Source organism: Streptomyces sp. NPDC052225 (assembly GCF_040679615.1).
In the GTDB taxonomy this organism is placed as follows: Bacteria; Actinomycetota; Actinomycetes; order Streptomycetales; family Streptomycetaceae; genus Streptomyces.
The window spans coordinates 154,408-181,405 of record NZ_JBFAVD010000001.1; the positions used below are offsets into that span (position 1 = coordinate 154,408).

Annotated in this window: 23 protein-coding genes, 1 tRNA gene and 1 pseudogene; 12 read left to right on the top strand and 13 right to left on the bottom strand. The window is 71.1% G+C overall.

The genetic code is table 11. From position 1 onward, the window contains the following. Positions 1-3: 3 nt before the first annotated feature. From AB0L37_RS00790 to AB0L37_RS00815, 6 genes are all read right to left on the bottom strand, one after another. Positions 4-1,029 (bottom strand): LCP family protein, encoded by a 1,026-nt coding sequence (locus AB0L37_RS00790; RefSeq protein WP_365497917.1) that lies wholly within the window; start codon positions 1,027-1,029, stop codon positions 4-6. Beyond that, a complete protein-coding gene (locus tag AB0L37_RS00795) occupies positions 1,016-1,381 on the bottom strand; it encodes a hypothetical protein (protein WP_365497920.1) in 366 nt (121 codons plus the stop codon). The genes AB0L37_RS00790 and AB0L37_RS00795 overlap by 14 nt, the downstream gene beginning before the upstream one ends. Next, on the bottom strand, positions 1,347-2,495 hold the full coding sequence (locus tag AB0L37_RS00800) for a glycosyltransferase family 4 protein (RefSeq protein ID WP_365497923.1): 1,149 nt from the start codon (positions 2,493-2,495) through the stop codon (positions 1,347-1,349). Before AB0L37_RS00800 ends, AB0L37_RS00795 begins: the two co-directional genes overlap by 35 nt. Beyond that, positions 2,492-2,896, bottom strand: a complete 405-nt coding sequence (locus AB0L37_RS00805; RefSeq protein ID WP_365497926.1) for a hypothetical protein — start codon at positions 2,894-2,896, stop codon at positions 2,492-2,494. Before AB0L37_RS00805 ends, AB0L37_RS00800 begins: the two co-directional genes overlap by 4 nt. A gap of 89 nt (positions 2,897-2,985) precedes the next feature. Continuing rightward, positions 2,986-4,032 carry an MraY family glycosyltransferase gene (locus AB0L37_RS00810; RefSeq protein WP_365497929.1) on the bottom strand — a complete coding sequence of 349 codons (1,047 nt, stop codon included), beginning with the start codon at positions 4,030-4,032 and terminating at the stop codon, positions 2,986-2,988. Beyond that, a complete protein-coding gene (locus AB0L37_RS00815; protein ID WP_365497932.1) occupies positions 4,029-5,063 on the bottom strand; it encodes an NAD-dependent epimerase/dehydratase family protein in 1,035 nt (344 codons plus the stop codon). The genes AB0L37_RS00810 and AB0L37_RS00815 overlap by 4 nt, the downstream gene beginning before the upstream one ends. Positions 5,064-5,397: 334 nt before the next feature. Here AB0L37_RS00815 and AB0L37_RS00820 point away from each other — a divergent pair, with 334 nt between their 5' ends. From AB0L37_RS00820 to AB0L37_RS00860, 9 genes and pseudogenes are all read left to right on the top strand, one after another. Next, positions 5,398-7,680, top strand: coding sequence for a (Fe-S)-binding protein (locus AB0L37_RS00820; RefSeq protein WP_365497935.1), 2,283 nt, complete (start codon positions 5,398-5,400; stop codon positions 7,678-7,680). 49 nt (positions 7,681-7,729) lie between these two features. Then, positions 7,730-7,963, top strand: a complete 234-nt coding sequence (locus AB0L37_RS00825) for a hypothetical protein (RefSeq protein ID WP_365497938.1) — start codon at positions 7,730-7,732, stop codon at positions 7,961-7,963. A gap of 92 nt (positions 7,964-8,055) precedes the next feature. Next, a complete protein-coding gene (locus tag AB0L37_RS00830) occupies positions 8,056-9,447 on the top strand; it encodes an FG-GAP repeat protein (RefSeq protein WP_365497941.1) in 1,392 nt (463 codons plus the stop codon). A 177-nt stretch (positions 9,448-9,624) separates the two neighbouring features. Continuing rightward, positions 9,625-10,923, top strand: a complete 1,299-nt coding sequence (locus tag AB0L37_RS00835; protein WP_365497944.1) for a VCBS repeat-containing protein — start codon at positions 9,625-9,627, stop codon at positions 10,921-10,923. Positions 10,924-11,050: 127 nt separating this feature from the next. Further along, positions 11,051-12,484, top strand: a complete 1,434-nt coding sequence (locus AB0L37_RS00840) for an FG-GAP and VCBS repeat-containing protein (protein WP_365497947.1) — start codon at positions 11,051-11,053, stop codon at positions 12,482-12,484. A gap of 180 nt (positions 12,485-12,664) precedes the next feature. After that, positions 12,665-14,143, top strand: a complete 1,479-nt coding sequence (locus tag AB0L37_RS00845) for an FG-GAP repeat protein (protein WP_365497950.1) — start codon at positions 12,665-12,667, stop codon at positions 14,141-14,143. 41 nt (positions 14,144-14,184) lie between these two features. Then, positions 14,185-15,693 carry an FG-GAP and VCBS repeat-containing protein gene (locus AB0L37_RS00850; RefSeq protein WP_365497953.1) on the top strand — a complete coding sequence of 503 codons (1,509 nt, stop codon included), beginning with the start codon at positions 14,185-14,187 and terminating at the stop codon, positions 15,691-15,693. Between the two features lie 75 nt (positions 15,694-15,768). Beyond that, a pseudogene (locus AB0L37_RS00855) lies at positions 15,769-15,825 on the top strand (hypothetical protein); the annotation flags it as partial. 97 nt (positions 15,826-15,922) lie between these two features. Then, complete coding sequence (locus AB0L37_RS00860; protein ID WP_365497956.1) at positions 15,923-16,744, top strand: Yip1 family protein; 822 nt, start codon at positions 15,923-15,925, stop codon at positions 16,742-16,744. Positions 16,745-16,817: 73 nt separating this feature from the next. On the opposite strand, the gene AB0L37_RS00865 is transcribed toward AB0L37_RS00860, so the two are convergent. The 3 genes from AB0L37_RS00865 to AB0L37_RS00875 all read right to left on the bottom strand — a co-directional run bounded on the left by AB0L37_RS00865 (position 16,818) and on the right by AB0L37_RS00875 (position 18,181). After that, positions 16,818-17,324, bottom strand: a complete 507-nt coding sequence (locus tag AB0L37_RS00865) for a phosphoribosyltransferase (RefSeq protein WP_365497959.1) — start codon at positions 17,322-17,324, stop codon at positions 16,818-16,820. An 11-nt stretch (positions 17,325-17,335) separates the two neighbouring features. Then, positions 17,336-17,911: a dCTP deaminase gene (dcd, locus tag AB0L37_RS00870; protein ID WP_365497962.1), complete on the bottom strand. Its 576-nt coding sequence runs from the start codon at positions 17,909-17,911 to the stop codon at positions 17,336-17,338. A gap of 78 nt (positions 17,912-17,989) precedes the next feature. Further along, positions 17,990-18,181 (bottom strand): hypothetical protein, encoded by a 192-nt coding sequence (locus tag AB0L37_RS00875; RefSeq protein WP_365497964.1) that lies wholly within the window; start codon positions 18,179-18,181, stop codon positions 17,990-17,992. Positions 18,182-18,429: 248 nt separating this feature from the next. Between AB0L37_RS00875 and AB0L37_RS00880 the strand changes: the two genes are divergently transcribed. After that, positions 18,430-18,503 (top strand) — tRNA-Gly (locus tag AB0L37_RS00880). A gap of 54 nt (positions 18,504-18,557) precedes the next feature. Here AB0L37_RS00880 and AB0L37_RS00885 read toward each other — a convergent pair. The 3 genes from AB0L37_RS00885 to AB0L37_RS00895 are packed head-to-tail and all read right to left on the bottom strand — an operon-like array spanning position 18,558 to position 23,622. Continuing rightward, positions 18,558-18,968 (bottom strand): DUF5979 domain-containing protein, encoded by a 411-nt coding sequence (locus tag AB0L37_RS00885; RefSeq protein ID WP_365497967.1) that lies wholly within the window; start codon positions 18,966-18,968, stop codon positions 18,558-18,560. Between the two features lie 14 nt (positions 18,969-18,982). Then, positions 18,983-22,168, bottom strand: coding sequence for a DUF5979 domain-containing protein (locus AB0L37_RS00890; RefSeq protein ID WP_365497970.1), 3,186 nt, complete (start codon positions 22,166-22,168; stop codon positions 18,983-18,985). Then, a complete protein-coding gene (locus tag AB0L37_RS00895; RefSeq protein WP_365497972.1) occupies positions 22,165-23,622 on the bottom strand; it encodes a hypothetical protein in 1,458 nt (485 codons plus the stop codon). The genes AB0L37_RS00890 and AB0L37_RS00895 overlap by 4 nt, the downstream gene beginning before the upstream one ends. A gap of 259 nt (positions 23,623-23,881) precedes the next feature. On the opposite strand from AB0L37_RS00895, the gene AB0L37_RS00900 reads away from it, so the two are divergent. Both AB0L37_RS00900 and AB0L37_RS00905 read left to right on the top strand, forming a co-directional pair. Continuing rightward, positions 23,882-24,673, top strand: a complete 792-nt coding sequence (locus AB0L37_RS00900; RefSeq protein WP_365497975.1) for a hypothetical protein — start codon at positions 23,882-23,884, stop codon at positions 24,671-24,673. Positions 24,674-24,816: 143 nt separating this feature from the next. Further along, positions 24,817-26,001: a right-handed parallel beta-helix repeat-containing protein gene (locus AB0L37_RS00905; protein WP_365497978.1), complete on the top strand. Its 1,185-nt coding sequence runs from the start codon at positions 24,817-24,819 to the stop codon at positions 25,999-26,001. Between the two features lie 128 nt (positions 26,002-26,129). Here AB0L37_RS00905 and AB0L37_RS00910 read toward each other — a convergent pair whose 3' ends face one another. Further along, entirely contained in the window at positions 26,130-26,963 is an 834-nt protein-coding gene (locus AB0L37_RS00910) for an SAM-dependent methyltransferase (protein WP_365497981.1), read from the bottom strand. Positions 26,964-26,998 lie beyond the last annotated feature (35 nt).

Here is a 26,998-nt window from a genome sequence, read left to right on the forward strand (position 1 = left end):
CGGTCACAGCTCGTCGTTGTCCGGGTCGTACGCGTTGTAGAGGTGCGCGGGCAGCGGATCGTCCTTGCGCAGGGCCTCGAACAGCGCCTTCGCCTGGTCCTCGACCGGCATGTAGCGCCCCCAGTAGTCGGGGTGCTCCACGCTCGGGATCGTGACGATGGCCATGCGCCCCTCGGGTACCTGGCCCGCGCCCTCCGCGAGCCCGTACAGCTCGCTCAGCGAGTCGAGGCCCTTGTCGGCGGTGAGCGACGACGTGACGGCGTGCAGCGCCGGGTAGAGCCGGGTCGTGTGGTCGAGCAGGCCCGCCTCGCGGACCTGCTTGAGCAGATCCCGTACGAACTCCTTCTGCCGCTCGATGCGCTGCAGGTCGCTGCCGTCGCCGACGCCCGTGCGGCCGCGTACGAAGACGAGCGCCTCCTTGCCGTCGAGGTGCTGCTCGCCCTTGTGGAGGACGACCTTCCCGCCGGGGACCCGCATCCGCTCGTGCACCTTCACGTCGACGCCGCCGAGCGCGTCCACGACGTTCTCGAACCCGGTGAAGTCCAGGACGAGATGGTGGTCGACGCGGACGTCGGTGAGGTCCTCGAAGGTGCGGATCGCGCAGGCCGCGCCGCCGCGCTCGAACGCCCAGTTGAACTGCGCGTACTCGGGCTCGCTGCGCTCCCCGTCAGGCAGCCGGCAGGCCGGGATGTCGACCATCAGGTCGCGCGGCACGCTCACCAGGGCGGCCCGCTTCCGGTCGGCAGACAGGTGAAGCAGCATCGTCGTGTCGGAGCGCTGGCTGTCCTTGGTCGCCTCGATGTCCGAGCCCATGATCAGGATGTTCCGTGCGCCGGGCTCGAGCGCGGCGGGCCGTCTGCCGTGGTCGGCGTCGAGGGCCCGGTCGGTGGCCTCGTCGGTGCGGATGCTGCCGTCGAGGCGGGCGTAGGCCCAGGCGCCCGCGCCGAGCGCGACCGTCAGGAGCAGACAGACGCCGAGCAGGGCGCGCCGCACCCAGGGGCGGGACGGGACGAGATCACGGAGTGCCATGCAGGAGCCCTTCCACGCCGTGCGCGAACCGAGCCGCCATCCCCTCGACCGTGTACCGCTGCGCGTCGGCGCGGCGGGCCCGGCGCAGACCCGCCAACCGGCGGGGACGCGCGAGGAGTTCGGCGACCGCGGCCACGTAGGCGTGCTGGTCGTGGGGGGTGACGGCGGCGTTGCGGCCGTCGTCCAGATAGCCGAATTCGGGCCCGTGCCACGGCCAGTGGGTGGTGACCAGGGGCGTGCGCAGCGCGAACGAGTCGACCGCGCGCGGGCCCACCGCGCCCGGCACCGGCATCACGTCGGCCGCCGCGCCGGCCCGCTCACGCGCGCGCCCGCCGGTCGGCGCCGACGACACCGGCGTACAGCTCCTGCGCCCGCTCGACCCACGCGGCCTCCCCGTGCTGCTTCGCGTACACGGCGCGGCAGTGCTCGCGCAGGGTCGGGAAGATCCGGTCGGCCGCGTCGAGGGCGGCGGGCAGCGGGGCGTCCCAGCGGGTGACGGTGCCGGTCCCCTCGGCGCGCACCGCACGCGGCACCGCGGAGCCGCCCTCGAAGGCGAGGACGGGCAGGCCGGCGGCGAGCGCCTCCAGGTAGACCAGGGGCACCCCCTCCGACCAGCGGCTCGGGAACAGCAGGCCCCGGTAGCCGGGCAGGGAGCGGCGCAGCGCACCGCGCTCGACCGGCCCGGCGAACCGCACGGACGCGGGCGCCGCCGCCCGGCACTCGCGCTCCAGCGGGCCCGCGCCGATCACGTCGAGGCGGCGCCCCGCGGGCCACCGGCGCAGCAGATCGAGGATGCCCTTCTCCGGGGTGAGCCGCCCCACGTACACCCACGGCCCGTCGCCGCTCTGACGCGAACTCGCCTGCGGGGGAACGAAGTTGGGGAGCTGGGTGAGCCGCTCGGCCGGCACCCCGGCGCGTACGTACGTGTCCCCGATCAGCTCCGAGATCACCGCGAGGCGGTCGGCCCGGCGCAGCAGCGGGTCCCCGGCGGCGCCGCCCCGGCCCGCCCACGCCAGCGGCAGCGTCGCGAGCCGCGACCCCCGGTAGCAGCCGTGCCGCACGCCCGCCCACCGGTCCCCGTCGAGGCAGCTCGTGCAGGTCGCGCCGTCCCGGTACAGGACCGCGGAGGCGCACAGCGGCCGGTAGTTGTGCAGCGTCGCGACGAGCGGGCCCGTCCAGTCGGCGGCCCAGCTGCGGCCGAAGTTGGGGAAGAGGTTGTGGACGTGCACGACGTCCGGGGCGAGCGCGCTCAGCGCGGAGACCGGACTGCGGCCGTGCCCGGTGGCGACGGTGACGGCACAGCGGGCCGCGTACCCGGGCGCGTGCTGGAGGTCGTCGGTGCGGGCGGCGACGAGGTGCACGTCGTGGCCGGCGCGGCCGAGGGCCGCGGCCTGGTCGAGGACGGCCTCGTTCTCGCCGCCGGGCACGGAGGAACCGTAGAAGCTGTGGACCAGCGCGATCCTCATACGAGCACCGCCCCCGACCGTACGAGGGCCAGGTCGTCGCCGAACTCGCCCGCTCCGGCGAGGACTTCCGGCAGTTCGGGCGCGTGCTCGACCTGGAGAAGGATCCGCTCGCCCGGCGCGACGACGTCCTCCCACACCCCGTCGAGGCGCCGTGTCCACAGGCCGTCCCGGTCGCCGAGCGCGTACGGCAGGACGCTCCACTCCAGGTCCCGTGCGGCGAACCGGCGCACCTTGGCGCGCGGCCCGCCGAACGGCTGGAAGGAGACGATCCGCCCCCGGTAGCCGGCCCGGCGCAGGCCCCGCCCGAAGCGGCCGTGGTGCGCTCCCGAGTCGAGGACGAGGTCGATCTCGTACTGGTCGAGCCGGCGCACCAGTTCAGCGGTTCGGCCGATGCGGATCATGCCTGCTCTCCTTTGCGCACGCGGCTCCTGAAGGCCGCCCGAACGAACCGGATCTCCGGCGAGCGCCACCCGGGCGGCCGCCATGCTCATCAACCCCGCACCAGATCGACGGACCGGGGCGCCTCGGCGGCCCGCACCCGGCGCCGCCCCCCGTACACCGGCACCCGCAGCAGCAGCCCCACCGCGACGGCGGCCGCACCGCCCAGCCACCACACCACCGAGACGCCGGCCGTCCCGCGGTGCAGCAGCACCCCGGTGAGCGTGCCGAGCGCGGCGGCGGCACCGAGCACCACGGCGGCGCCGGGCACGGTCAGGCCGAGGCGGCGCAGCCGGTGCGCGATGTGGTCCTGGCCGCCGCGCAGCAGCCCGCGTCCGGCCCTGCGCCGCGAGACGAGGACGAGGACCGTGTCGGCGCCGGCCACGACGGTCAGCGCGAACAGCGAGGCCAGGGAGGCGGACGCCTCGTGCTCGACGTTGACGAGCAGCGCCGCGCACGCGATGAGGAACCCGGTGAACAGCGAGCCGCAGTCGCCCAGGAAGACCCGCGCCGGATGCCAGTTGTGCATCAGGAACCCGGTCAGCGAGGCGGCGAGCAGCCCGAGGACGACAGCGAGCGCGCCGGTCCCCTCGGCGCCCGCGCACACGCACAGGCCGAGCGCGGTGACGACGCCGACGGTGCCCATCGCCCCGTCGGAGCTGTCGAGCAGGCTGTGGGCGTTCGTCACGAAGACGATCCACAGCACCGCCAACCCGCCGACGACGAGGCCGAGCTGGGTGCCGTGCACGACGACGGTCGCCGCCCCCGCCTCCACGATGATCCGGGCCCGCGCCCCCACCGGCCGCAGGTCGCCGAGGAGCCCGATCAGGGCGACGGCGCCCGCGGCGAGCAGCAGCGTGGCGGTGGTCGAACCGAGCGGCGCGAGCCCGGTGACGGCGCCCGCCGCCGAGACCCCGCCCGTCGCGAGCGCCACCGCGACGCCGCCGAGGCGCGGGGTGGGCCGGGTGTGTGCCCTGCGCCCGCCGGGCCGGTCGACGCCGAGGGACGTGCGCAGCGCGAAGGCGCGCAGCGCGGCGGTGAGGGCGGCGGCGAGCAGCAGCGCGGTCGCGGCGGCCGCGATCCCGTACAGCACGCTCACACCCGGACCGGGGCCGGGAAGGACGCGGGTGCGGCGGGCCCGGGGAAGCCGCCCCCGGCGTCGAGGAGCGCCGCGTCGACGATGTCGGTGAGCCGGTGCCCGGCCTCCCAGCCGGTGAGCTCGCGCAGCTTGCGGGTGTCGGGGACGCGCCGGGCCAGGTCCTCGAAGCCGTGGCCCCCCGCGTGCGCCTCCTCGTACGGGATGAACCGCAGCGGCGACGGCGAGCCCGCGCGCTCCACGACGAGGCCCGCCAGGTCGCCGATGCTGGTCTCCTCGCCGCTGCCGACGTCGAAGACCTCGCCGACGGCGCCGGGGTGGTCGAGCAGCCGGAGCAGCGCGTCGACGACGTCGGTGACGTGCGCGAAGCAGCGCCGCTGGGTGCCGTCCCCGTAGACGGTGAGCGGCTGCCCCGCGACCGCCTGCGCGGCGAGCCGCATCACGACCGTGCCGTACGCGGGCGACTGGCGCGGGCCGGCGGTGTCGAAGAGCCGGGCGATCGTCACCGGCAGGCCGTGCTCGCGGTGGTAGCCGAGGGCGAGGACCTCGTCGGCGGCCTTCGCGGTGGCGTACGACCAGCGGGCGACGGTGCTCTGGCCGAGGACGCGGTCGGCGGTCTCGGCGACCGGGCCCGCGCCGTTCTTGCCGTAGATCTCGGAGGTCGAGGCGAGCAGCAGCGGGCGGCCGTGCCGGTGGGCGGCCTCGACGACGGTCTCGGTGCCGCGCACGTTCGTCGTGAACGACTTCAGCGGCTGCTCGACGACGAGCCGCACGCCGACGGCGGCGGCGAGGTGCACGACCCGGTCGCAGCGGCCCACGAGTTCGTCGACGAGCCGGGCGTCGAGGACCGAACCGCGCACGAAGCGGAGCCTCGGGTCCGGCCAGGCGGTGGCGAGGTTGGCGCGGTCACCGGTGGAGAGGTCGTCGAGCACGACGACGGTATGGCCGTGCGCGAGCAGCGCGTCGGCGAGGTGCGAGCCGATGAAGCCCGCGCCTCCGGTGACCAGGTACGTCAGGGGTGCGGGTGCGGTCATCGTGGGCCCCTCGGTGGATTACGGAAGCAGGGTGGCGGCGAACGAGGTGGCCATCGGGGTGACACCGGGCGGCCACGCCCGTCCAGAGCCCTACATAAGCTATTCCGTTATGTCCAAATATGGGGCGAATAACACGATCTGCTTTGGCGTCGGCCTCACCGCCGCGCAGGGGCCCGGCGCCGCCGAGGCCGCCGTGAGGGTTGCCTCAGCGACGCAGATCACGAACCCGCCGACTACATTGCGTCGACGTAAGTGGGTAGTCTCAGACGGACTACATAAGTTACCGCTTAGTAATGCCTGGTAATGCCACCTCGCAGGCCCGAGGAGCCCTCAAATGCAACTCGCCGCGATCATCGTGTCGCTGGTTACGATCGTGGTCGGCGTGGCCCTGTTCGTCCGCGCCCTCCTGCAGATCTACAACTTCATGCGGCTCGGCCAGAACGTGCCCGCGGGCACCCGCACCGACGAGCCGGTACAGCGCACCGTCACCGTGGCCAAGGAGTTCCTCGGCCACACCCGGATGAACCGCTGGGGCATCGTCGGTGTCGCGCACTGGTTCGTGGCGGTGGGCTTCTTCTCGCTGCTGCTCACGATCGTCAACGCCATCGGCCAGCTCTTCCAGGCCGACTGGCTGCTGCCGATCGTCGGTGAGTGGGCCCCGTACAACATGTTCGTGGAGCTGATCGGCACCCTGACGATCATCGGGATCGCGGTCCTGATCGTCATCCGCCAGCTGTCCCACCCCCGCAAGCCGGGCCGCAAGTCCCGCTTCGCCGGCTCCAACTTCGGCCAGGCGTACTTCGTCGAGGCCGTCATCCTCATCGTCGGCGTCTGCATCTTCCTGCTGCACGCCCTCGAAGGCGCCCAGCACCACGTGGACAGCTACGAGGCGTCGTTCTTCATCTCGTACCCGGTGGTCAACTGGTTCGAGGGCATGGACACCTCCACGCTCCAGAACCTCACGTACTTCTTCGCCGGCCTGAAGATCGCGACCTCCTTCATCTGGATGATCACGGTCGCCCTGAAGACCGACATGGGTGTCGCCTGGCACCGCTTCCTCGCGTTCCCGAACATCTGGTTCAAGCGCAACGCCGACGGCGACGTGTCGCTCGGCGCGCTGCTGCCGATGACCTCGGGCGGCAAGGAGATCGACTTCGAGGACCCGGGCGAGGACGACACGTTCGGCGTCAGCCAGGTCGAGCAGTTCTCCTGGAAGGGCCTGCTCGACTTCTCCACCTGCACCGAGTGCGGCCGCTGCCAGTCGCAGTGCCCCGCCTGGAACACCGGCAAGCCGCTCTCGCCGAAGCTCCTGATCATGTCGCTGCGCGACCACGCGCACGCCAAGGCCCCGTACCTGCTCGCCGGTGGCGGCAAGTCCATGGAGGGCGAGGAGAAGGCGACCGACGAGCAGCTCGCCGGCGTCCCCGCCGCCGCGCTGGCCGAGGCCGAGCGCCCGCTCATCGGCACCGCCGAGGAGAACGGCGTCATCGACCCCGACGTCCTGTGGTCCTGCACCACCTGCGGCGCCTGCGTCGAGCAGTGCCCGGTCGACATCGAGCACATCGACCACATCGTCGACATGCGCCGCTACCAGGTGATGATCGAGTCCGCGTTCCCGTCGGAAGCCGGGACGATGCTCAAGAACCTGGAGAAGAAGGGCAACCCCTGGGGCCTGGCGAAGAAGCAGCGCCTGGAGTGGCTCAAGGAGCTCGACTTCGAGGTCCCGGTCGTCGGCAAGGACATCGAGGACCTCACGGAGGTCGAGTACCTCTACTGGGTCGGCTGCGCGGGCGCCCTGGAAGACCGGGCCAAGAAGACCACGAAGGCCTTCGCCGAGCTGCTCAACATCGCGGGCGTGAAGTTCGCGATCATGGGCGGCGACGAGAAGTGCACCGGTGACTCCGCCCGCCGCCTCGGCAACGAGCCGCTGTTCCAGCAGCTCGGCCAGGAGAACGTCATGGCGCTCAACATGGCGTTCGGCGAGGAGCTCGACGACGACGGCAAGGTCGTCCCCGAGTCGGCCAAGCCGAAGTCGGCGAAGAAGATCGTCGCCACCTGCCCGCACTGCCTCAACACGATCGGCAACGAGTACCCGCAGCTCGGCGGCGATTACGAAGTAATCCACCACACCCAGCTGCTCCAGCACCTCGTCGACGAGGGCAAGCTCGTCCCGGTCACTCCGGTCGAGGGCATCATCACGTACCACGACCCGTGCTACCTGGGCCGCCACAACAAGATCTACACGCCCCCGCGCGAGATCATCGGCAAGGTCCCTGGCCTCCGCAACGAGGAGATGCACCGCCACAAGGAGCGCGGCTTCTGCTGTGGCGCCGGTGGTGCGCGGATGTGGATGGAGGAGCGGATCGGCAAGCGCATCAACAACGAGCGCGTCGACGAGGCTCTGTCCCTCAACCCGGACATCGTCTCCACCGCCTGCCCGTTCTGCCTCGTCATGCTGACCGACTCGGTCAACGGCAAGAAGAACGACGGCAAGGCCAAGGAGTCCATCCAGGTCGTCGACGTCGCGCAGCTCCTGCTCGACTCCGTGAAGACGCCGGCCGACCCGGCGGGCGACGCGGAGCCGGCGGACGCGCCGGAGCCGGAGCCGGTGAAGTAGCCGGTCCGTACGTCAGCCCTGAGGCCCCGTCCCTGGTGGGACGGGGCCTTTGGCGTTCCGGAGTGAGCTGGACATCGGTTCCGCGGATGGTGTCGGCCAGTGGGGGAAGGCCGGAGCGCCGGTCCGGCTCACTGGTCGTCGCCGCCGGCGTCGCAGGACGGGGAAGGGCTCGCGGGCGTACGCGTCCGAGCTCGTCATCGGCTACGGGTGGGGCGCCTCGCGCACCGCGCACTCCGCACCGGCGGACGTGGGCGTGAGCCGCACCCTCGCGCAGCCGCAGTGAATTGGCGGCCGCCCCCGTACAACCCCCACCCCGACCTCACGTGTCACATCAGTGAACCGAAGCAACACCCGTACTTCCCCCTGGAGTTGACCGTGCGCATCAGGAAGCTGGCCGTCGCCGCAGGCGTGGCCGCCCTCGTCACCGGCGGACTCACCCTCCCCCTGGCCGGCACGGCGTCCGCCGCGACGGCCCTCAAGGACGACTACAACGGCGACGGCTACCGCGACCTCGCCATCGGTACGCCCAAGGCCAACTCCGTGACGGTCACCTACGGTTCGGCGTCCGGCGTCGGACCGGCGAAATCCGTGACGATCACCCAGGAGAGCGCCGGCGTGCCCGGCGTCACCGAGGCCGAGGACGAGTTCGGCGAGAACGTCTCCAGCGGCGACGTGAACCACGACGGCTTCGCCGACCTGATCATCGGCGCCCCCGGCGAGCAGGTCGCCGACTGGGCGTCCGGCGCCGTCACCGTGATGTGGGGCGGCTCGGGCGGCCTCACGCACGGCGCGCAGGTCTACCACGCGCCGACCGCCGACGACGAACGGTTCGGCGAGGGCACCGTCTTCGTCGACCTCGACGGCGACGACTGGGCCCAGCTCTCCGTGGTGAGCGCCAAGAAGTGGTGGTGGTACGGGGACGGCACCCCGGCGTCCGCGTACGCGCCCGAGGTCGACTTCGTCCCCGACGACGTGACCCTGGAGGGCCAGACCGCCGCCCAGTTCCACGGCGTCGGCACCGGCAGGACGTACACGTACGTCCTCTACGGCAAGCACGCCGACGGCAGCCCGTACACGGGCTGGGTCAACGGCGGCGCCGGCGACATCGGCTACTACTCCGGGCAGATCGACGGGAACTACACCGGCTCCACCACCGGGGCCGCCGCCACCGGCGACGTGAACTGCGACGGCTACCCCGACCTGGTCACCGGGCAGCCCGAGGGGAACTCGATCTGGGTGTTCCTGGGCGGCTCCGCCATCTTCGGCGACGAGATGGAGGGCATGACCAAGTTCACCCAGGACAGCGTCGACGTCCCCGGCGCGACGGAGGCCGAGGACCGGTTCGGCGCGTCGGTCGCCGTCGGTGACCTGGACGGCGACGGCTGCGACGACATCGCGGTCGGCGCACCCGGCGAGACCGTCGACGGCGTCAAGGGCACCGGCTCCGTCACCGTCCTCAAGGGCCGGGTCAACTACCCCCAGGGGGGCCGCGCCTACCACCAGGCGACCAGCGGCGTCCCCGGCGCGGCCGAGGCCGGCGACGCGTTCGGCTCGTCGCTGCGCCTCAAGGACATCAACGGCGGCGGCCGGGCGGACCTCGCGATCGGCGCGTCCGGCGAGGACATCGGCACGAAGGCCGACGCGGGCGCCGTCACCGTGCTGCGCGGCAGCTCCCCGTACCTGACGACGACGTCGGCGACGTCCTTCAACGGCGCGGACTTCGGACTGCCGGGCGCGGGCATCCGGTTCGGCACCGAGCTGCGCTGACGCGTTGGGGGGAGGGAACGTGACCAACCCGGCACCTCCCACCCCTTAACGCCCCCCGGCCCCGTCGGCATCATGAACCGGAAGAGACACTTCACTCTCGGATCACTCTCGGGTCCCTTTCGGATCCCTTTTGGATCCCTTTCGGAACGACTACATCATCGGCGGGGCGGGCGGGACATGGCGTTGACAGGCATAGGCGGACACGGTCGCCGCCGCACGGCGGTCCTGGGAGCAGCGCTGCTCGCCGCCGCGCTCACCGCCTGCGGCGGCGCCACGCACCCGGACGCCGCCGCGTCCCACAGCCCCGTCGCCCTCGCGAACAAGGACGCGGCCGCCGTCGCCCCGATCCCGCGCGGCACGGGCAGCAAGGCCGCGTCCCACTCGCCCCGCTCCACGGACTTCAACGGCGACGGCGCCCCGGACCTCGTCCTCGACGACCTCGCGCACGACGACGGCGGCGACGACCCCGGCATCGGCATCGTCTACGGCAGGAAGAAGCACGGACTCGTCCCGGCGGCACGGCAGTTGCTGTCCCCGGCGAAGTACGCGGCGCGGACGAAGGGGCAGACCCCGGCGGCGTTCGGCTCCGAGGCGGCCTGTGACCTGAACGCGGACGGCTTCTCCGACCTGGTCGTCTCCACCGACCCGCCCTACGACGGCCAGGGCATGCCCCCGGTCCCGCTCCAGCTCCTCTTCGGCTCGCCGACGGGGATCGCCGGGAAGGGCGTGAAGCTGCGCATCCCCGCGCAGGCACGTTTCGGCAACGACTGGCCGGACCAGCCGGTCTGCGGCGACTTCGACGGCGACGGCAAGGACGACCTGGTCGTCCACGCGAGCGCCGGCCGCCTGACGTACCTGCCGGGACCGTTCAGCCGCAAGGGCGCCCCGGGCGGCACGCCCCGCGTCGCGCAGTCCTCCGGCAACGTCCCGGCGGGCGCCGCCGACCTGAACGGGGACGGCGCCGACGACGTCCTGGTCCGCGCCCACAACGGCACCGCCCGCTCGGCCGTCGTCCTCGGCGGGCCCACGGGACCGGCCCGCCCCGGCGCGGCCTACCCCGCGGGCACGGACGTCGCGTTCGGCGACTTCGGCACGGCCGTCCTGACCGAGGGCGGGCTCACGGTGTACGCGGGCCAGGGCGCCGCCCCGCGCACGGTGAAGGCCACCGGTCAGACGCTCGACACGGGCGACCTCGACGGCGACGGCCGCACGGATGTCGTGGTCTCGGGGGAGACCTCGAAACTCCGACTGGTGCGCGGCGGCACGCAGTTGGCGCCCGGCGACCTCGGCACGGGCCGGGTCGTCGCCGTGGCGGACTTCGACGGGGACGGCCGCGACGACGTGGCCCTGCAACGCACGCCGGACACCTCGCACGAGACGGACACGGTGCTGATCCTGCCGGGAGCCCGCACCGCTTCCCTGCTTGCCAAGGCCCCCCGACTCACCTTCTCCACAACGGAGTTCACCTCTCACTGACCCCTCCCACTGCCCCCTCTCGCTGACTCCTCTCACTGACCTCGACACAACCATCCGTACGCCTCACCCGTCACACTCCCGGAAGCGAACTCCACCCCACCCCACTCCACCCCTCCGGGAGCCCACCGTGCGCGTACGAAACCTGGCCCTCCTGTGCGCCGCAGCCCTCACCACGACGGGTCTCGCCCTGTCCGCGGCGAGCCCGGCGACGGCCCAACCGGCCGGGACCGGCAGCGACTTCAACGGTGACGGCTACACCGACCTCGCCGTGGGCGTACCGGCGGCGACCGTCGCCGGCCACGCGAAGGCCGGATACGTGAACGTGGTCTGGGGCGGCGCCGGCGGCCCCGGCAAGCACGGCTCGACGACCATCAGCCAGAACTCGCCCTCGATACCCGGCACTTCGGAGTCCGGCGACCGCTTCGGCTCCGCGCTCTCCCCCGCCGACCTGAACGGCGACGGCTACGCCGACCTCGCCGTCTCCGCCCCGGACGAGACCCTCGACGTACCCGGCGAGCACTACGAAGGCGCCGTCTACGTCCTGTGGGGCTCGGCCCACGGCCTCACGTCCGGGACGACCACCGCCAAGGGCGGCCACGACGAGGCCCACATCGGCGCGCTGCTCGCCACCGGCGACTACGACCACGACGGCCGCACCGACGTCACGTACAGCAGCAGTTCGGAGGAGGGCGCGGCCCTGTTCCTGCGCACCCCCGGCGGCGCCGCCCCCACGGTCGTCCGCAACTGGCACTTCGCGGGCCCGACCGCCCTCGCCACCGCCGACTTCGACGGCGACGGCGGCGACGACCTCGCGGTCACGTACAGCGGCATGGAGGATCAGGGCACGTTCGTGATGACGAAGACGGCGGGCGGTGACGGTGACGGCTGGCGCACCACCTGGTCGACGCCCGACCACGGCGCGGCCCTCGCCGCGGGCGACTTCGACGCGGACGGCACGCAGGACCTGGCGATCGGCCTCGTCCGCCCCAACTCCGAGGTGGAGACCACGTACTGCCCGCAGCGCCTCGGCGGCGCCGTCGCGCTCGTCCTCGGCAAGCCGGGCACCACGCTCGGCGGAGCCGCCGGCTGCACCACGCAGGACTCCCCGTACGTCGGCGGCGCGGCCGAGGCGGCGGACGACTTCGGCGCGTCCCTCGCCACGGTCCACGACACCGTGCACGACGGCCACGACGCGCTCCTCGTGGGCACACCGCACGAGGCGGTGGGCGCCGAGACGGCGGCGGGCGCGTACACGTACCTGGAGAAGGCGTACGGCGAACCCCGCTTCCTCGGCAGCAACCAGACCACCCAGAACAGCAGCCAGGTCGCGGGCACCGCGGAGGCGGGCGACCGCTTCGGCGCCACTCTCGCCGCCGCGGACTACGACGGCGACCGCCTCGCGGACTTCGCGATCGGCGCGCCCGGCGAGAACGGATCGACCGGCGGCGTCTGGTTCCACAAGACGGACGAGGAGCCGCCGTACCCGGACACGGTGGCGCTGACCCCGACGAAGCTGGGCCTTTCGGGAGCGGTCGGATACGGGACCGCCCTGGCCCGCTGAGCCTCGGCGAAGAACCCCGTAAAACCTCACCTGTCCCGTACAACCATCACACCCCACTAAGTGTCTCCTGTTCGCCAACCGGCGGGCTGCACCCGGGACAACTCCCGGCAAACGCCCGCCAAACGGCGCCCCGTTGACGGGATGTCCGCCAGACATCCCCCTTCTCGCAGGAGCCACCGCATGGCCAAGCACAGACGACTTCCCGCCCCGTCTCCGACCCTCATACGCCTTGCCACGGCCGCGGCGGCCGCCCTGACCGGCGGGTTCTTCGTCGCCGCCGGCGGCACGGCGTCCGCGGCCACGCCGGGGGTGTCGGCGTCCGACGCGGACTTCAACGGGGACGGGGTGGCGGACGTCGCGGTGTCCGCCCCTGCGGCCGACGTGAACGGACACCTCGGTGCGGGCGCGGTCAGTGTCCTGTACGGCGGCGGCAAGCACACCACCCTCACTCAGAACTCGTCCGGCGTACCCGGCACCGCCGAGACCAAGGACAACTTCGGCTACGACACGGCCTACGGCGACTTCGACGGCGACGGCTACGACGACCTGGCCGTCGGCTCGCCCGGCGAGGACGTCGGCTCCGACACCAATGGTGGCACCGTCGCCGTCCTGTGGGGTTCCGCGAACGGCCTCACCAGCGGCACGACCATCGCCGACCCGCGCGTCCAGAGCCACGACTGGTTCGGCGCCCGTCTCGAAGGCGCCGATCTCGACGGCGACGGCAAGGACGACCTGGCCGTGGGCACGACCAACTCGGCCACGATCGACGTGATCCGCGGCGACGACGCCCGCACGGGCACCCTGGGCGGCCGCTACACCGTGAAGGCCCCGGTACAGAGTAGCGCCGAAGGAGTCGGCGTCATGAACCTGCACTCCGGCGACATCAACGGCGACGCCGTCGACGACCTGATCGTCAACGGCTTCGAAGGCGACGGAGAGGGCTGGGACGCCAACTACTACCTGCCCGGCACCACCGCGGGCGTCACCGCGAACGGCGCCGTGAAGCTGCCCTCCGGGATCATCACGGACGTCGGGGACGTGGACAGCGACGGCAAGGGCGACGTCGTCATCGGCATGAACTGGGACCCGGACACCGACGTCGCCGGCGCCCAGCTCGGCGGAGCCGTCCTGATCGCCCACGGCACCGCGAACGGCCCCGACGTCTCGGGGATCCAGACCATCGACCAGGACACCGCGGGCGTCCCCGGTGCCGGTGAGAAAGGCGACAGCTTCGGCGAGGAGCTCGACCTCGGCGACGTGAACGGCGACGGACGCCTCGACCTCGTCGTCGGCGCGCGGGGCGAGAACCTCGACGGCGTCGCCAACGCGGGCTCTGTCACCGTCCTGTACGGCGCCGCGGACGGCTCCGGCATCACCGGTGCGGGCGCCAAGTTCTACAGCCAGAACACCCCGGGCGTGCCCAACTCCAACGAGACGAACGACGGCTTCGGCTCCGACGTCCACGTCGACGACCTCGATGACGACGGCCGCGGCGACGTCGTCGTGGGCGCCTCGGGAGAGAACGGCTACAACGGCGCGGTCTACGCACTGCACTCGAACACGGACGACACCCTGTCGGCCTCGGCCGGCATCTACACGTCCACGCTGGGCATCTCCGCCTCCGGCTCGGCCCAGCTCGGCATCAACTTCGCCGACTGACCCACAGCTTCCGCGATTCGCACATCTCCAGGAGCACCCCCATGGGCAAGCACAGACGTATCCCCACCCCCTCCCCCACCCGCGTCCGCCTCGCCACCGCGACGGCCACCGCCGCCGCCGTCACCGGCGGGCTGATCGCCGTGTCCGCGGGCACCGCCGGCGCCGCCGACTCGGTCCACCACCAGGAAGCCGACTTCAACGGCGACGGCTACGGCGACGTCGCGTTCTCCGCGGGCAACGCGACGGTGGGCGGCAAGTCGGGCGCCGGCGACATCGTCGCCCTGTACGGCTCGGCGAGCGGCATCACGTCCACCAAGCGCCTCACCATCAGCCAGAACACCACCGGTGTGCCCGGCTCCGCCGAGACCAACGACGCCTTCGGCTGGGTGAGCGCGTACGGCGACTTCAACCACGACGGCTACGACGACCTCGCCGTCTCCGCCGAGCACGAGAAGGTCGGCACCGACGCCGACGGCGGCACCGTCGCCATCCTGTGGGGCTCGGCCTCCGGCCTCTCCGGCGGCACCACGCTCGCCGACCCGGCGGTCTCCTCGCACGACCGGTGGGGCCGGACCCTCGCCGCGGGCGACTTCGACGGCGACGGCGTCGAGGACCTCGCCGTCGGCTCGTCCGCCAGCACGGTCTACGTCTTCAAGGGCGGCATCTCCAAGTCCGGTGCCGTGGGCGGCCGTTACACGATCAAGCCGAACATCCAGAGCGGGGTTCCCACCGGCCCCCTCATGCTGTTCGCCGGTGACGTCAACGGCGACAAGATGACCGACCTCGTCGTCGACGGCTACGAGACGGACAGCGACTACGGCTGGAACACGAACTACTACGTGCCCGGCTCCGCCTCCGGCCTGACCATGACCGGCGCCAAGGAACTCAAGCGCGGCGTCATCACCGGCATCGGCGACATCAACGGAGACGGCTTCGGCGACATCGTCACCGGCCAGGACTGGGACCCGGCCAAGTCCGGTTCCGACGAGCCGTCCGTCCCCGAGTCGGTCATCGGCGGCCAGGTCCACGTCAGTTACGGCTCCGCCACCGGCCCCGGCACCTTCGCCAACGTCACCCAGAACACCGGGAACGTCCCCGGCGGTTCCGAGCGCGGCGACGGGTTCGGCGGCGAGTTGTCCCTCGGCGACATCAACGGGGACGGCTACGCCGACCTCGCCGTGGGCGCGATGGGCGAGGACCTGAACGGTGTCAGCAACGCCGGCTCCGTCACCGTCCTCTACGGCTCGGCCGACGGCCTGAACACCACGACCGGCGCCCAGTTCTTCGCCCAGTCCACGGACGGTGTCCCCGGCACGGACGAGACGGACGACTCGTTCGGCAGCGAGCTCAAGCTCACCGACGTCAACAACGACGGCAAGGCCGACCTCACCGTCGGCGCGTACTACGAGAACACGGGGAACGGCTCCCTGACCTACCTGCCGTCCGACGGCACGAAGATCACCACGACCGGCTCCCGCGGTATCTCCCCGTCCGCCGTGGGCGTCGACACCGCCGGCCAGCCCATCTTCGGCGGCAACGCCGCCAACTGACGTACACAGCACACCCGGCCGGGCCCGCGTCGCACACACGCGGGCCCGCGCCCGGAATGGGGCCGCACCGCGTACGGCGACTTCGACCACGACGGGTACGACGACATCGTCACCGGCCGACCGACCCCCTAGGTGGCCGTCCCCTAAGGGATGTCACAGCTCAGCCGCAATGCCGGGCCCGATTCCCGGCCCCGGCATCGGCCCCCGTAAAACCAGGTACGTTCGATACGTGGCTGGATTCAGGAACGGACGCGGCCGGGACAACCGCGAAGCGCCGCAAGGGCAACCGCAGTACTACGGCGGGCAGCAGCAGTGGCCCCAGAGCGGCAACGGGCACGGTGAGCCGGAGTACTTCGGCGGGCACCAGGGCCAGGGCCAGGGCGGTTACGACCCGTACGCGGCGAACAACCCCGGCCACACCCAGGCGTTCTCGGTGAACCCGGACGACCCGGACCCGTACACGCAGGGCGCCACCTACCAGGCGGGCGCGGCCCCGGCCGGGCCGATCGGCCCCCGCCTGCACTGGAAGCAGCTGCTCAGCGGAGTCGTGCTGCGCCCGGCCCCCACGTACCTCCAGATGCGCGACTACGCGATGTGGGCCCCGGCCCTCATCGTGACGTTCCTCTACGGACTGCTCGCGATCTTCGGCTTCGACGGCGCCCGCGAGGACGTGATCAACGCCACGCTCTCGTCGGCGATCCCGTACGTCCTCACCACCGGCGTCGCCGTCACGATCAGCTTCTTCATCCTCGGCGTGGTCACCCACACCCTGGCCCGCCAGCTCGGCGGCGACGGTGCCTGGCAGCCCACGGTCGGCCTGTCGATGCTGATCGTCGCGCTCACGGACACCCCGCGCCTGCTGTTCGGCATGTTCCTCGGCGGCAACGAGATGTTCGTCCAGCTCCTCGGCTGGGCCACCTGGGCCCTGGCCGGCGCCCTGCTGACCACGATGGTCTCCAAGTCCCACGACCTGCCGTGGCCGAAGGCGCTCGCGGCGTCGGCGATCCAGCTGATCGCGCTCCTGTCGATCATCAAGCTGGGCACGTTCTGACGCTCTGAGAAAGACATACGAGGAGGGGCCCCTCGCGACGGCGAGGGGCCCCTTCTCATATGTCAGCCGTGGCTCAGGCGTCGAGCACCTGCCCGCTGCGCTTCACCACGGGCGGCTCCACGCTCCACGGGAAGTTGATCCAGTCGTCGGTGCGCTTCCACACGTACTCGCACTTCACGAGCGAGTGCGACTTCTCGTAGACGACGGCGGACCGCACCTCGGCCACCGTGTCGAGGCAGAAGTCGTGCACGAGCTTGAGCGTCTTGCCGGTGTCGGCGACGTCGTCGGTGATCAGCACCTTCTTGTCGCTGAAGTCGATCGCGTTCGGGACGGGCGCGAGCATGACCGGCATCTCCAGGGTCGTCCCCACCCCGGTGTAGAACTCCACATTGACCAGGTGGATGTTCTTGCAGTCCAGCGCGTACGCGAGACCCCCGGCGACGAAGACACCGCCGCGCGCGATGCTCAGCACGACGTCGGGCTCGTAACCGTCGTCGGCGATGGTCTGCGCGAGCTCGCGCACGGCGACCCCGAACTTCTCGTACGTAAGGTTCTCGCGCACGGGGCTGACGTCACTCATGTCGCTGCTGCTCACACCTGGGTCCGATGGAAATTGAGGAAGGAACGGGAGGCGGTCGGCCCGCGCTGCCCCTGGTACCGCGAGCCGTAGCGCTCACTGCCGTACGGGAACTCGGCCGCCGACGTCAGCCGGAACAGGCACAGCTGCCCGATCTTCATGCCGGGCCAGAGCTTGATGGGGAGCGTCGCGAGGTTCGACAGCTCCAGCGTGACGTGGCCGCTGAAGCCCGGGTCGATGAACCCGGCGGTCGAGTGCGTGACGAGCCCGAGGCGGCCCAGCGAACTCTTGCCCTCGAGCCGCGAGGCGAGATCCTCGGGAAGCGAGATGACCTCGTACGTCGAGGCGAGCACGAACTCGCCCGGGTGCAGGATGAACGGCTCGTCGCCCTCCGGCTCCACGAGCCGCGTCAGGTCGGCCTGCTCGATGCTCGGGTCGATGTGCGGGTACTTGTGGTTCTCGAACACCCGGAAGTACCGGTCGAGACGCACATCAATACTCGACGGCTGAACCATCGACTCGTCGTAGGGATCGATGCGCACCCGTCCGGCGTCGATCTCGGCCCGGATGTCCTTGTCTGAGAGAAGCACGCACCGAGGATACGCAGAGCGCGCGGGCCCGCCACAATCGGCGGGCCCGCGCGCTTCACCTGGTCGGTACGACTGCGGCTACCTCTTGTCCGGTCCCACAGGAACGGCGTGCCGCAGCCGAGCGCACCGCGGGCACCGGATGAGCCGGCCGGGACCGAGGCGGTCGGCCTGCTGCATCGGGAACGTAGCGGTGCTGAACACGTGCCCTTCGGCACAACGGACGACGGTGCGTTCCATCGAGTCCATCAAGTCCCGGAGTCCCTTCCCCATGAAGCCATTGGGCCAGTTTCCTGACCGACGACGAGGGGTCACATTACGGGATGAAAGGGACGCCGATCCAGGCGACTCCCCGACCCTGGACAACCCTCTCGCGGTCCCCCCACCGTACGCCTCAACTCCCTTCACCCGCAGTCACTTCCACCCCCACACAACGCAGCCGGGCCCCGGCGCGGAGGCGCCCGGGACCCGGCATGAGGTACAGTGTCCGGCAGTACGGATCGCTTCAACGGCCGTACTACGCGGGTGTAGTTTAATGGTAGAACATAAGCTTCCCAAGCTTAGAGCGCGAGTTCGATTCTCGTCACCCGCTCCACGAAGAAGCCCCAGGCCAGCAGCCCGGGGCTTCTTGTTGTGCTCGGGGTAGGGGTTACGGCCTACGGGCCGACCGGCGGGCGAAGGCTCCGGCGGTGAGGGCCAGGGCTGCCAGGAGGACGGCGAAGAGGGTCCAGTTCCAGGTGCCGGTGTCGGCCAGGTGACCCTTGTCCCCGTGGTCGGGGGTGTGGTCGGGCTCGAAGGTGTTGGTGATGTCGACCGAGGTGGGCGAGGACACCGTCACGTCGCCGTCGTCGCCGCCGTCCGACGTCTTGTACGTGACCGTGTCGCCGGACGGGACGTCCGTCTCCTGCACGGTGCACGCCGCGCCCTGCGGGACGCCGATCGTGCGGGTCTCGCCGTCCGAGAGGGAGAAGGCGCGGTCGGCGTCGGCCAGGGGGACGTCGCCCTCGTCCGTGGTGCAGGAGAGGGTGAAGGAGTAGGGGCCCGCGTCCCCGCCGACCACGTGCTTGGTGACGGTCAGGTCGGCGGCCGGGAAGGTGTTCGTGATGGTGATGGAGGCCCCGGTTCCGGGTCGGTGCCCGCAGTGATGATCGCCGGGTTCGACGCCGTGCCGTGGTCCACGACCGCCTTCGCCGCGCCGCCGGTGCCCACCTCCTGTGCCCAGCAACGGGAGTTCACCGGAAGGGGCTTGATGGTCACCGGCTCGTCCGCGCTCACCTCGTACGTCTTGTCGAGGACCCGGTCGCTCGCGCCGCCGGCCGCGTTGGGCAGGGCGCAGGAGACCTTGACGTCGTAGGTGCGGCCGTCGGCGTAGGAGGCCGCGTCGCCGTCGACCGCCTTGTTCAGCTGGAGTGCGCCGAACTCGAAGGTGTTGGTGATGCGGGCCGTCCGGACCGAGGTCGTGCCGAGGCCCGGCTTGATCGTGACCTCGACCGGGTCGCTCCCGGGGTGGTCGGACTGCCCGCCGCGGGCCGCCGTCTCCCAGACCTGGCAGTCGGCGCCGGCCGGGATGCCGGTGACGGTGACGGGCTTGCCGGCCGAGACCCGGTAGTCCTCGTCGACGACCGTGCGGTCGCGGCCGCCCTGCGGGTGGATGACGCAGGTGACATGGAACGGGAAGCGCTGCTTCTTCAGTACGCCGTCCAGCTGGTCGGGGTGGGCGCCGAGCTGCTTGACCAGCTTCAGGTCCCCGTAGGCGAGGGCGACGCCGACCTGGATCGGTTCGTTGGGCTGGAGGACGCGCGGGGAGCCGGAGCGGTCGGTGGTCTCGTTGTGGGCGTAGGAGTTCCAGGCGATGGTCGGGTCGCCGTTCTTGGTGACGTCGAGCGGGGTGTCCATCGCGTACGTGATGTCGACCGCGCCGCCCGGGGCGAGCGGGGCGGGGAAGAGCAGGTGGAAGCGGGCGCCTACCGCGGCCGCGCCGAAGCCGTCGTCCCAGACCGAGGAGTCGCACTGGTCGGCGGTGGAGCCGGCGCCGCCCATGTCCAGGTCGTCGGTGCACAGCGGCTCGTCGTTCTCGTACGAGACCGTCATGTCGCCGGGGCCCGACAGGCGGGGCCGGGTGGCGAGGGTGGGGCGCTTGTCCCAGGCGGTGCCGCGCTCCTGGTCGAGGATGACGCCCTTGTCGCCCTGGACGGGGAAGCGGTCGACGATGCGCATGGCGGTACCGGACTCGGTGCCGGAGTTCTGGACGCGCATCAGGTAGTGGTAGCGGTCGCCGGGGTTGACCAGGGCCACGCACGGGCTGCTGGTGTAGCGGCGGCCCGCGTCGTCGGTGGTGGACAGGCAGGAGTCGTCGCCGGCCGGGACGGTCTCCTTGGTCAGGGCGTTGTACCAGCCGAGGCTGTCCCGGCCCGATACCCACTTGCGGGCCGTGAAGGCCGCACCGGCCTTGGCGGTAAGGGTCGCGGAGGCGACGCAGTACAGGCCGGTGCCGAAGCCGCCGTCGGTCTGCGATGTGCCGTCGCAGGCGAGGTCGGGGTCGGAGGAGGTGGCGCCCATCGTGTTGGTGACCACCTGGCCCGCGGTGATGCCCGCCTCCAGCTTGACGTGGATCTCGATGGTGAAGGTGGAGCCGGGCGCGAAGACGAACGGCTTCCCGCCGGCGTCCTTGGAGAAGTCCCAACTCAGGCCCGACACGCGGCCGTTGCTCGTCGTCTGCTTGAAGACGGGGGTCGGCAGGGCCGGAGTGCCGTCGGGCACCTTCGCGTCGTTGATCTTGTACGGCTGTCCGTCGTCACCGGCGAAGGTGTCCACGAACGCGATGCCGGGCGGGAGTTCGTCCTTCACCACGAGGTTCGGGACGTTCGCGGTGCCGGTGTTGGTGACCTTCAGGTAGAAGGGCGCGTCCTCGCCGGGGGCCAGGACCGTGTTCGGGGTCTTGCTGACGTCGAGGACCGGGTCGCCCTTGACCAGGTTGAGGGTGGCGTCGACGGGGTCGATGGACTTGGGGCTGTCCTCGTCCTCCACCTTCGTCAGGAACTCGCCGCTGACCGTGTCCTCCAGGTGCGCCGGGACCGGGTCGCCGCTGGAGCGCAGCGCGGGCCGCGGGCTGACGTCGAGCGTGAGGATGCCGGCGCAGCTGTTGGAGGAGCAGGGGGTGAGCGTGTAGCCGTCGTTGGAGGTGCTGGTGGAGGAGTAGGTGGCGCGGATGCCGGTGACGTCGGCGGCGTTCACCCCGGAGGGCAGGGCGGCGGAGGAGGCCGGGGTGCCGTTGACCCAGGCCCCGTTCACGTACGCGTCGATCTGTACGCGGTTCGCGCCGGCCGGCATCTGGTTGGACTTGACGGAGACGAGGTCGACGGCGTCGAAGAAGTCCGCGTCCTGGTCGGTCATCTTCAGGTACTTGGCCGACATGTTGCCGGTGTTGAGCACGGTCAGCGCCATGTTCGCGTGCTGGCGCGGCAACCCGGGTACGTACTCGGGCAGTTCACCCGGGCTGATCGACTTGTTGAGGGAGGCCGAGTCGTCGGCGGGGCCGGTGGTCAGGCCCGGGGAGCAGATGTCGGCGCCCGGCGTGTAGTCGCCGCCCGCGTCGATCGAGTAGCAGTTGTCGAAGGTCTCGCCGTTCTCGACGCCTTCGCGGCGCTCGGTGACGAGGTCGACGGTGAAGCTGGTCTGGGGCGGCATGTCGCCGTCGTACGCCGCCCGTACACCGGTGGCGCGGTGGCGTACGTCCTCGGAGGCACTGTCGTACGCGACCCAGGCGCCGGCGCCGCTGTCCGCGTCCGGGTCCCACAGTTCGATGGTGACCGGGGCGTCGGACGGGGACACGGACACGGAGTCGATCTGGAGGATGTCGAAGGGGCTCACGCCGGTGGGCTTGCCGTCGGGGCCGGCCGGCGGGTCGGTGAGCACCGGGTCGACGAGCGGCTTGTTGCCGTTGTTCTCCAGCTTGAGGTGCATGGGGATGGGCTGGCCCGGCGGCACGTCGGTCTGGTCGACGGTCTTGGTGCCGGAGCCCGAGGTGTGGGGCGCCTCGACGGGCAGGTTCTGGCAGGCCGTGCCGGAGGCGGTGCCGGAGCCGTCGGTGCGGCCCGCGTCGCCGTTGAAGCCGGCGCAGTTGTCGATGCCGGGGCTGGAGCCGGACGGCAGGTCCTCGTCGGTCACCTGGCTGTTCAGGGTGCCGTGCAGGTCGAGGCCCGCGTCGGCGCCCTCCTTGATGGTGGGGTTCCCGTCGCCGTCGACACCGGTGTACGTCACCTCGACCTGGGTGACGGTGGTGCCGCTCTTCGCGACGTCGACCGTCTGGTTCCCGGTGTACGTCTTCGTGGTCGTGGTGCCGTCCGCGTACGTGACGTCAGCTTCGCCTCGGTGGCGCCGTCGGGGAAGCGCAGCCGCACCCGCGAGATGTCGACCTTGTCGAACTCGCTGGTGGCCGTGGCGTCCGGCTCGGTGATCGTGATCGACTTCACCGGGAACGGCGACTTGTTCGTCACGTCGACCATCATCGAGACCGGCGAGTTCTCCCCGACGACCGCGTGCTCACCGGTGTCCTGCGTGAAGTCCCCGTCGGTGTCCGGGAAGAACTTCTTCGTGCCGTTCAGGATCAGCGTGTCCGGCAGGATGTCGTACGTGTCGCAGGCCTGGGCGCCGTCGACGTCGCCGTCGGTCTTCTCCTCGGCCGCCGGCGTCGCGCAGTTGTTCACCGTGATCTTGTCGGTGGGCTTGAGGTCGGAGCCGTCGGAGCGCTTGGTGTCGCGCAGCTTCAGGCCGACCTCGACGGTGCCGCCGTTCTCGTCGTACGGGAGCGGGTCGCCGGAGCTGTTGGTGAAGACGATCTCGAAGCCGGTGACCTCGTCCGGGTCGACGCCGCGCGGCAGCGGGAGTTCGCCGGGGGCGGTGATCGTGGCGCCGGTGTGCTCGGCGCCGTCGGCCGTGGTGACCACGAGGTGGGCCTGGTCGGCGCCCTTGGGGAACGTGGTCACGCTCGCCGACGTGAAGTCGAAGTACTCGAAGGTGTCCGCGGTGGTGTCGGACACCGACAGCTCGGTGACCTCGGCGGACGACGAGGAGTTGTTGCGCACGTTCAGCGTGAGCGTGGACTCCTCGCCGCTGCCCGCGACCGCGGAGCCGTCCTCCCACGTCTTGGTCGCCACCGGCTTGACGACGCGTGGGACGGAGACGGTGACGTCGGTGCTGGAGTCCTTCGGGTCCGCGTTGTCGGCGGACACCTCGGCGGTGTTGGTGATCGTCGTGCCGTCCGCGAGCCGGGTGTCGGCCGGCAGCCGCATCCCGATCTCGACGGCGCCCGCCTGCCCGGCCCGCAGGCCGGTCTTGCCCGCCGGGTTCTGGAGGGACTGCTTGTAGACGACGGTCAGCGTGCGCGTGCCCTCGTCGTACGTGACATCGCGCGTCGTCGTGGACTTCGGCAGGCTCGTCACGTCCAGGCCCTCGGGCAGGACGTCGACGACCGTGAAGTCGACGCAGTCGACCGTCAGGCCCGAGCACTGGCCGTTGATCGTGTAGATGAAGTCGTCACCGGGCTTGAGGGGGTCGCCGCCGGTGCTGTTGGTCTTGGTGATGCCGACCGAGCTCATGGGGTCGTCGGCCGCGGAGGCGAGGGGCAGCGCGGCGGCCTGGGAGCCGAAGATCACCGCCAGGACCGTCACAAGGGCCGCTGGTAGCCGGGCCGGCGTCGGCCGACGTCTGAACATGGATGATCCTCCGCCTCCGTCAGGGCAAGTCCCCGGAGAGTAGAGCGGGCGAAGGCGCATTCCGGCTCGATCCGGACGCTTTAAATGATGATCCGTCAGATATTTGGCCCATCCGGCCCAGCCGCGGCGCCGGCCCGCCCGCGCCGCGATCACACGAAGGGGCGCATTCCCCGTAACCGCACTCCGGGCGCGCGACCGCCGACCGAGGATCGCCCCAGGCCCACCCGCTCCCCCGCCCCGCGAAGGAACCGAAAACCCTGTGGAAGTCTGGCTGCTCAACCACCTCAGCACCCTCGCCCTCGCCGCGCTCCTCGTCGGCGGCTGCGTCTTCGTCGCCCTGGCCGGGGCGGTCTTCATGCGGCACAAGTTCCCGCGTCTCGTGGCGAAGGGCGAGTACAACGAGATGATCGGCGTCGTCCTCGGCATGTACGCCGCGATCTACGGCATCATCCTGGCGTTCGTCGTCGTCGCCGAGTGGGAGAGCCTGAACGCGGCGCAGACCAACGTCGCCACCGAGGCCACCCAGACCGCCGAGGTGCTGCGCGACGCCGACGCCTTCCCGCCCGGACAGCGCGCGAAGGTCCGGGACGCGATGGGCGACTACGTCCGTGCCGTCGTCGACGAGCAGTGGCCGCTGATGCGGTCGGGCACCCCCGACCCGTCCCTGACGAACCCTCAGGTCACCGCTCTGTACGGGGTGTTCCAGGACTACGAGCCGAGGACCGAGGCCGAGAAGACGTACTACTCCCAGTCGGTCGCCACCCTCGCCGACATCGCCTCGGCCCGCCGCGCCCGCCTCTCCGACGCCCAGCAGCAGCTTCCCCTGCTGCTGGCCGTCCTCGTCTACGGCGGAGCCCTCGTGATGCTCCCGCTGACCTGCCTGTACGGCATCCGCAGCGCCCGCGCCCACCTGATGTTCGTGGCCGCGGTCGCCGCCCTGATCGGCGTGAGCGTGCTGCTCTGCCTGACCCTGGACCGCCCGTACTCGGGGGATCTGGCGGTGAGCCCGGCGCCGTTCAAGGAGGGGGTGCTCGCGCAGTACTGGCGCTGATCCGGCCGCCGAAGTTGTTCATGTTCCTGAACAAGAAACACGTACGTAACCATTGACGTGTGCATGATCACAGCTCTAACGTCCGGAACTGAACGAGAGAGAGCGCTTTCCAGACCCCACCCCCTGCACCCTGGAGACGAACGATGAAATCGAGAGCCGTCATCGCGTCCATAGGCCTTCTGACCGGCACCGTCGCCGCGCTGGCGGGCGGCGCCACCTTCAGCCCGGCCGCGGCGGCCGAGAGCACCCTGTACGTCGCGCCCGGCGGGACCGACTCCGCCGCCGGCACCTCGTCCGCCCCGACCACGCTCACCTCGGCGATCAGCCGGGTCGCGGCGGGCGGCACCATCTACGTGCGCGGCGGCACCTACGCGTACTCGTCCACGGTCACCATTCCCGTCGGCAAGGACGGGACGTCGGCCGCGCGGACGAAGCTCGTCGCCTACGGGAGCGAGAAGCCGGTGCTCAACTTCTCGGCGCAGAGCGAGAGTTCGAGCAACCGGGGGCTTCAGCTGAACGCCTCGTGGTGGCAGGTGAACGGGCTCACCGTCGAGCGGGCCGGGGACAACGGCATCTACGTCGGCGGCAGCCACAACGTCATCGAGCGGACCGTGACCCGCTACAACCGGGACACCGGGCTCCAGTTGGGCCGGATCTCGTCCAGCACGCCCGCCTCGCAGTGGCCGTCCGACAACCTGATCGTGAGCGCCGAGTCGCACGACAACGCCGACTCGGACGGCGAGGACGCCGACGGGTTCGCCGCGAAGCTGACCACCGGCACCGGGAACGTGTTCCGCTACGCCGTCTCCCACAACAACATCGACGACGGGTGGGACCTGTACACGAAGTCCGACACCGGGGCGATCGGCCCGGTCACCATCGAGGACTCGCTGTCGTACAGCAACGGCACCCTCTCGAACGGCACCGTGAACACCAACGGCGACCGCAACGGCTACAAGCTCGGCGGTGACGACATCGCCGTCAACCACGTCGTGCGCCGCTCGATCGCCTTCGGCAACGGCCACCACGGGTTCACGTACAACTCCAACCCGGGCTCGATGACGATCTCGAACAACCTGAGCATCGACAACAAGGAACGCAACTACTCGTTCGACGCCGGGACGTCGAAGTACAGCGGCAACACCTCGTGCCGGTTCAACGTCAGCGGATCGAACGACAAGACCGTCGGAACCGTGGACAGCACGAACCAGTTCTGGACCGGGACCAACGGCTCGCGCTGCGCCAACTTCAGCGGCGCGCTCAAGTGGTCGTACGCCTCCGACGGCAAGCTCGCCGTGACGCTGGGCGGGCGTGCCGTGACCCTCTAGACGTACGGCTTGTGGGGAGCCCCGGGCAGCACGCCCGGGGCTCTTCGCGGCCTTCACGTCCTCCGGTCGCCGCCGCCGCGCCGGAGGTTGCCGCTCCCCGGCGCGGTTTCAGGGACGCACGGCCGCGGCTACGGCTTGCGGCCGACGCCGCCGAACATCGCGACCTCCGCGGGCGGTTCGCCGGTGGTGTCCTGCGGGCGCCAGCGCGAGCAGGAGACCACGCCGGGCTCCAGGAGCTCCAGGCCGTCGAAGAAACCGGTGATCTCCTGCGGGGTGCGCTGGTTGAGGCGCGGGGTGCCGTTCTCGTTCCAGAACGCCACGGCCGCGTCCACGTCCGGCATCGCCGGACTGGTGATGGTGTGGGACAGGACGAGGTGGCTGCCGGAGGGCAGGGCGTCGAGCAGCCGACGGACGATGCCGTACGGGTCCTCGTCGTCGCCGACGAAGATGACCACGCCGAGCAGCATGAGCGCCACGGGCCGGGTCAGGTCCAGGGTCTTGGCGGCGGTCTCCAGGATCTGGTCGACGTCGCGCAGGTCGGCGTCGATGTAGTCGGTGCGGCCCTCGGGGGTGCTGGTCAGCAGGGCCTGGGCGTGACGCAGGACGAGCGGGTCGTTGTCGACGTAGACGATCTTCGCGTCCGGGGCGATGCTCTGGGCGACCTGGTGCGTGTTGTCGACGGTGGGCAGGCCGGTGCCGATGTCGAGGAACTGGCGGATGCCGACCTCGCCGGTCAGGTACCGCACCGCGCGGCCGAGGAAGGCCCGGTCGGCGAGGGCGTAGTCGGCGATGCCCGGGTGGAGCTGCCTGATCTGCTCGCCGGCCGCTTCGTCGACGGGGTAGTTGTCCTTGCCGCCCAGCCAGTAGTTCCAGATCCGCGCGGTGTGCGGCCTGCTGGTGTCGATCCTGTCGCGCAGGCCGCCGGCGGTGGCGTCACTGGTCACGGAGTCCTCATCTCGCATCCGACGATCACCTTCCCGGGCCCAGCCTAGACGCT

Coding starts and splice junctions, on each gene's coding strand:
- AB0L37_RS00790 (WP_365497917.1), bottom strand. CDS start 1,029: ATGGCACTCCGTGATCTCGTCCCGTCCCGCCCCTGGGTGCGGCGCGCC.
- AB0L37_RS00800 (WP_365497923.1), bottom strand. CDS start 2,495: ATGAGGATCGCGCTGGTCCACAGCTTCTACGGTTCCTCCGTGCCCGGC.
- AB0L37_RS00805 (WP_365497926.1), bottom strand. CDS start 2,896: ATGATCCGCATCGGCCGAACCGCTGAACTGGTGCGCCGGCTCGACCAG.
- AB0L37_RS00815 (WP_365497932.1), bottom strand. CDS start 5,063: ATGACCGCACCCGCACCCCTGACGTACCTGGTCACCGGAGGCGCGGGC.
- AB0L37_RS00820 (WP_365497935.1), top strand. CDS start 5,398: ATGCAACTCGCCGCGATCATCGTGTCGCTGGTTACGATCGTGGTCGGC.
- AB0L37_RS00835 (WP_365497944.1), top strand. CDS start 9,625: ATGGCGTTGACAGGCATAGGCGGACACGGTCGCCGCCGCACGGCGGTC.
- AB0L37_RS00845 (WP_365497950.1), top strand. CDS start 12,665: ATGGCCAAGCACAGACGACTTCCCGCCCCGTCTCCGACCCTCATACGC.
- AB0L37_RS00850 (WP_365497953.1), top strand. CDS start 14,185: ATGGGCAAGCACAGACGTATCCCCACCCCCTCCCCCACCCGCGTCCGC.
- AB0L37_RS00865 (WP_365497959.1), bottom strand. CDS start 17,324: ATGAGTGACGTCAGCCCCGTGCGCGAGAACCTTACGTACGAGAAGTTC.
- AB0L37_RS00875 (WP_365497964.1), bottom strand. CDS start 18,181: ATGGGGAAGGGACTCCGGGACTTGATGGACTCGATGGAACGCACCGTC.
- AB0L37_RS00895 (WP_365497972.1), bottom strand. CDS start 23,622: ATGTTCAGACGTCGGCCGACGCCGGCCCGGCTACCAGCGGCCCTTGTG.
- AB0L37_RS00905 (WP_365497978.1), top strand. CDS start 24,817: ATGAAATCGAGAGCCGTCATCGCGTCCATAGGCCTTCTGACCGGCACC.
- AB0L37_RS00910 (WP_365497981.1), bottom strand. CDS start 26,963: ATGCGAGATGAGGACTCCGTGACCAGTGACGCCACCGCCGGCGGCCTG.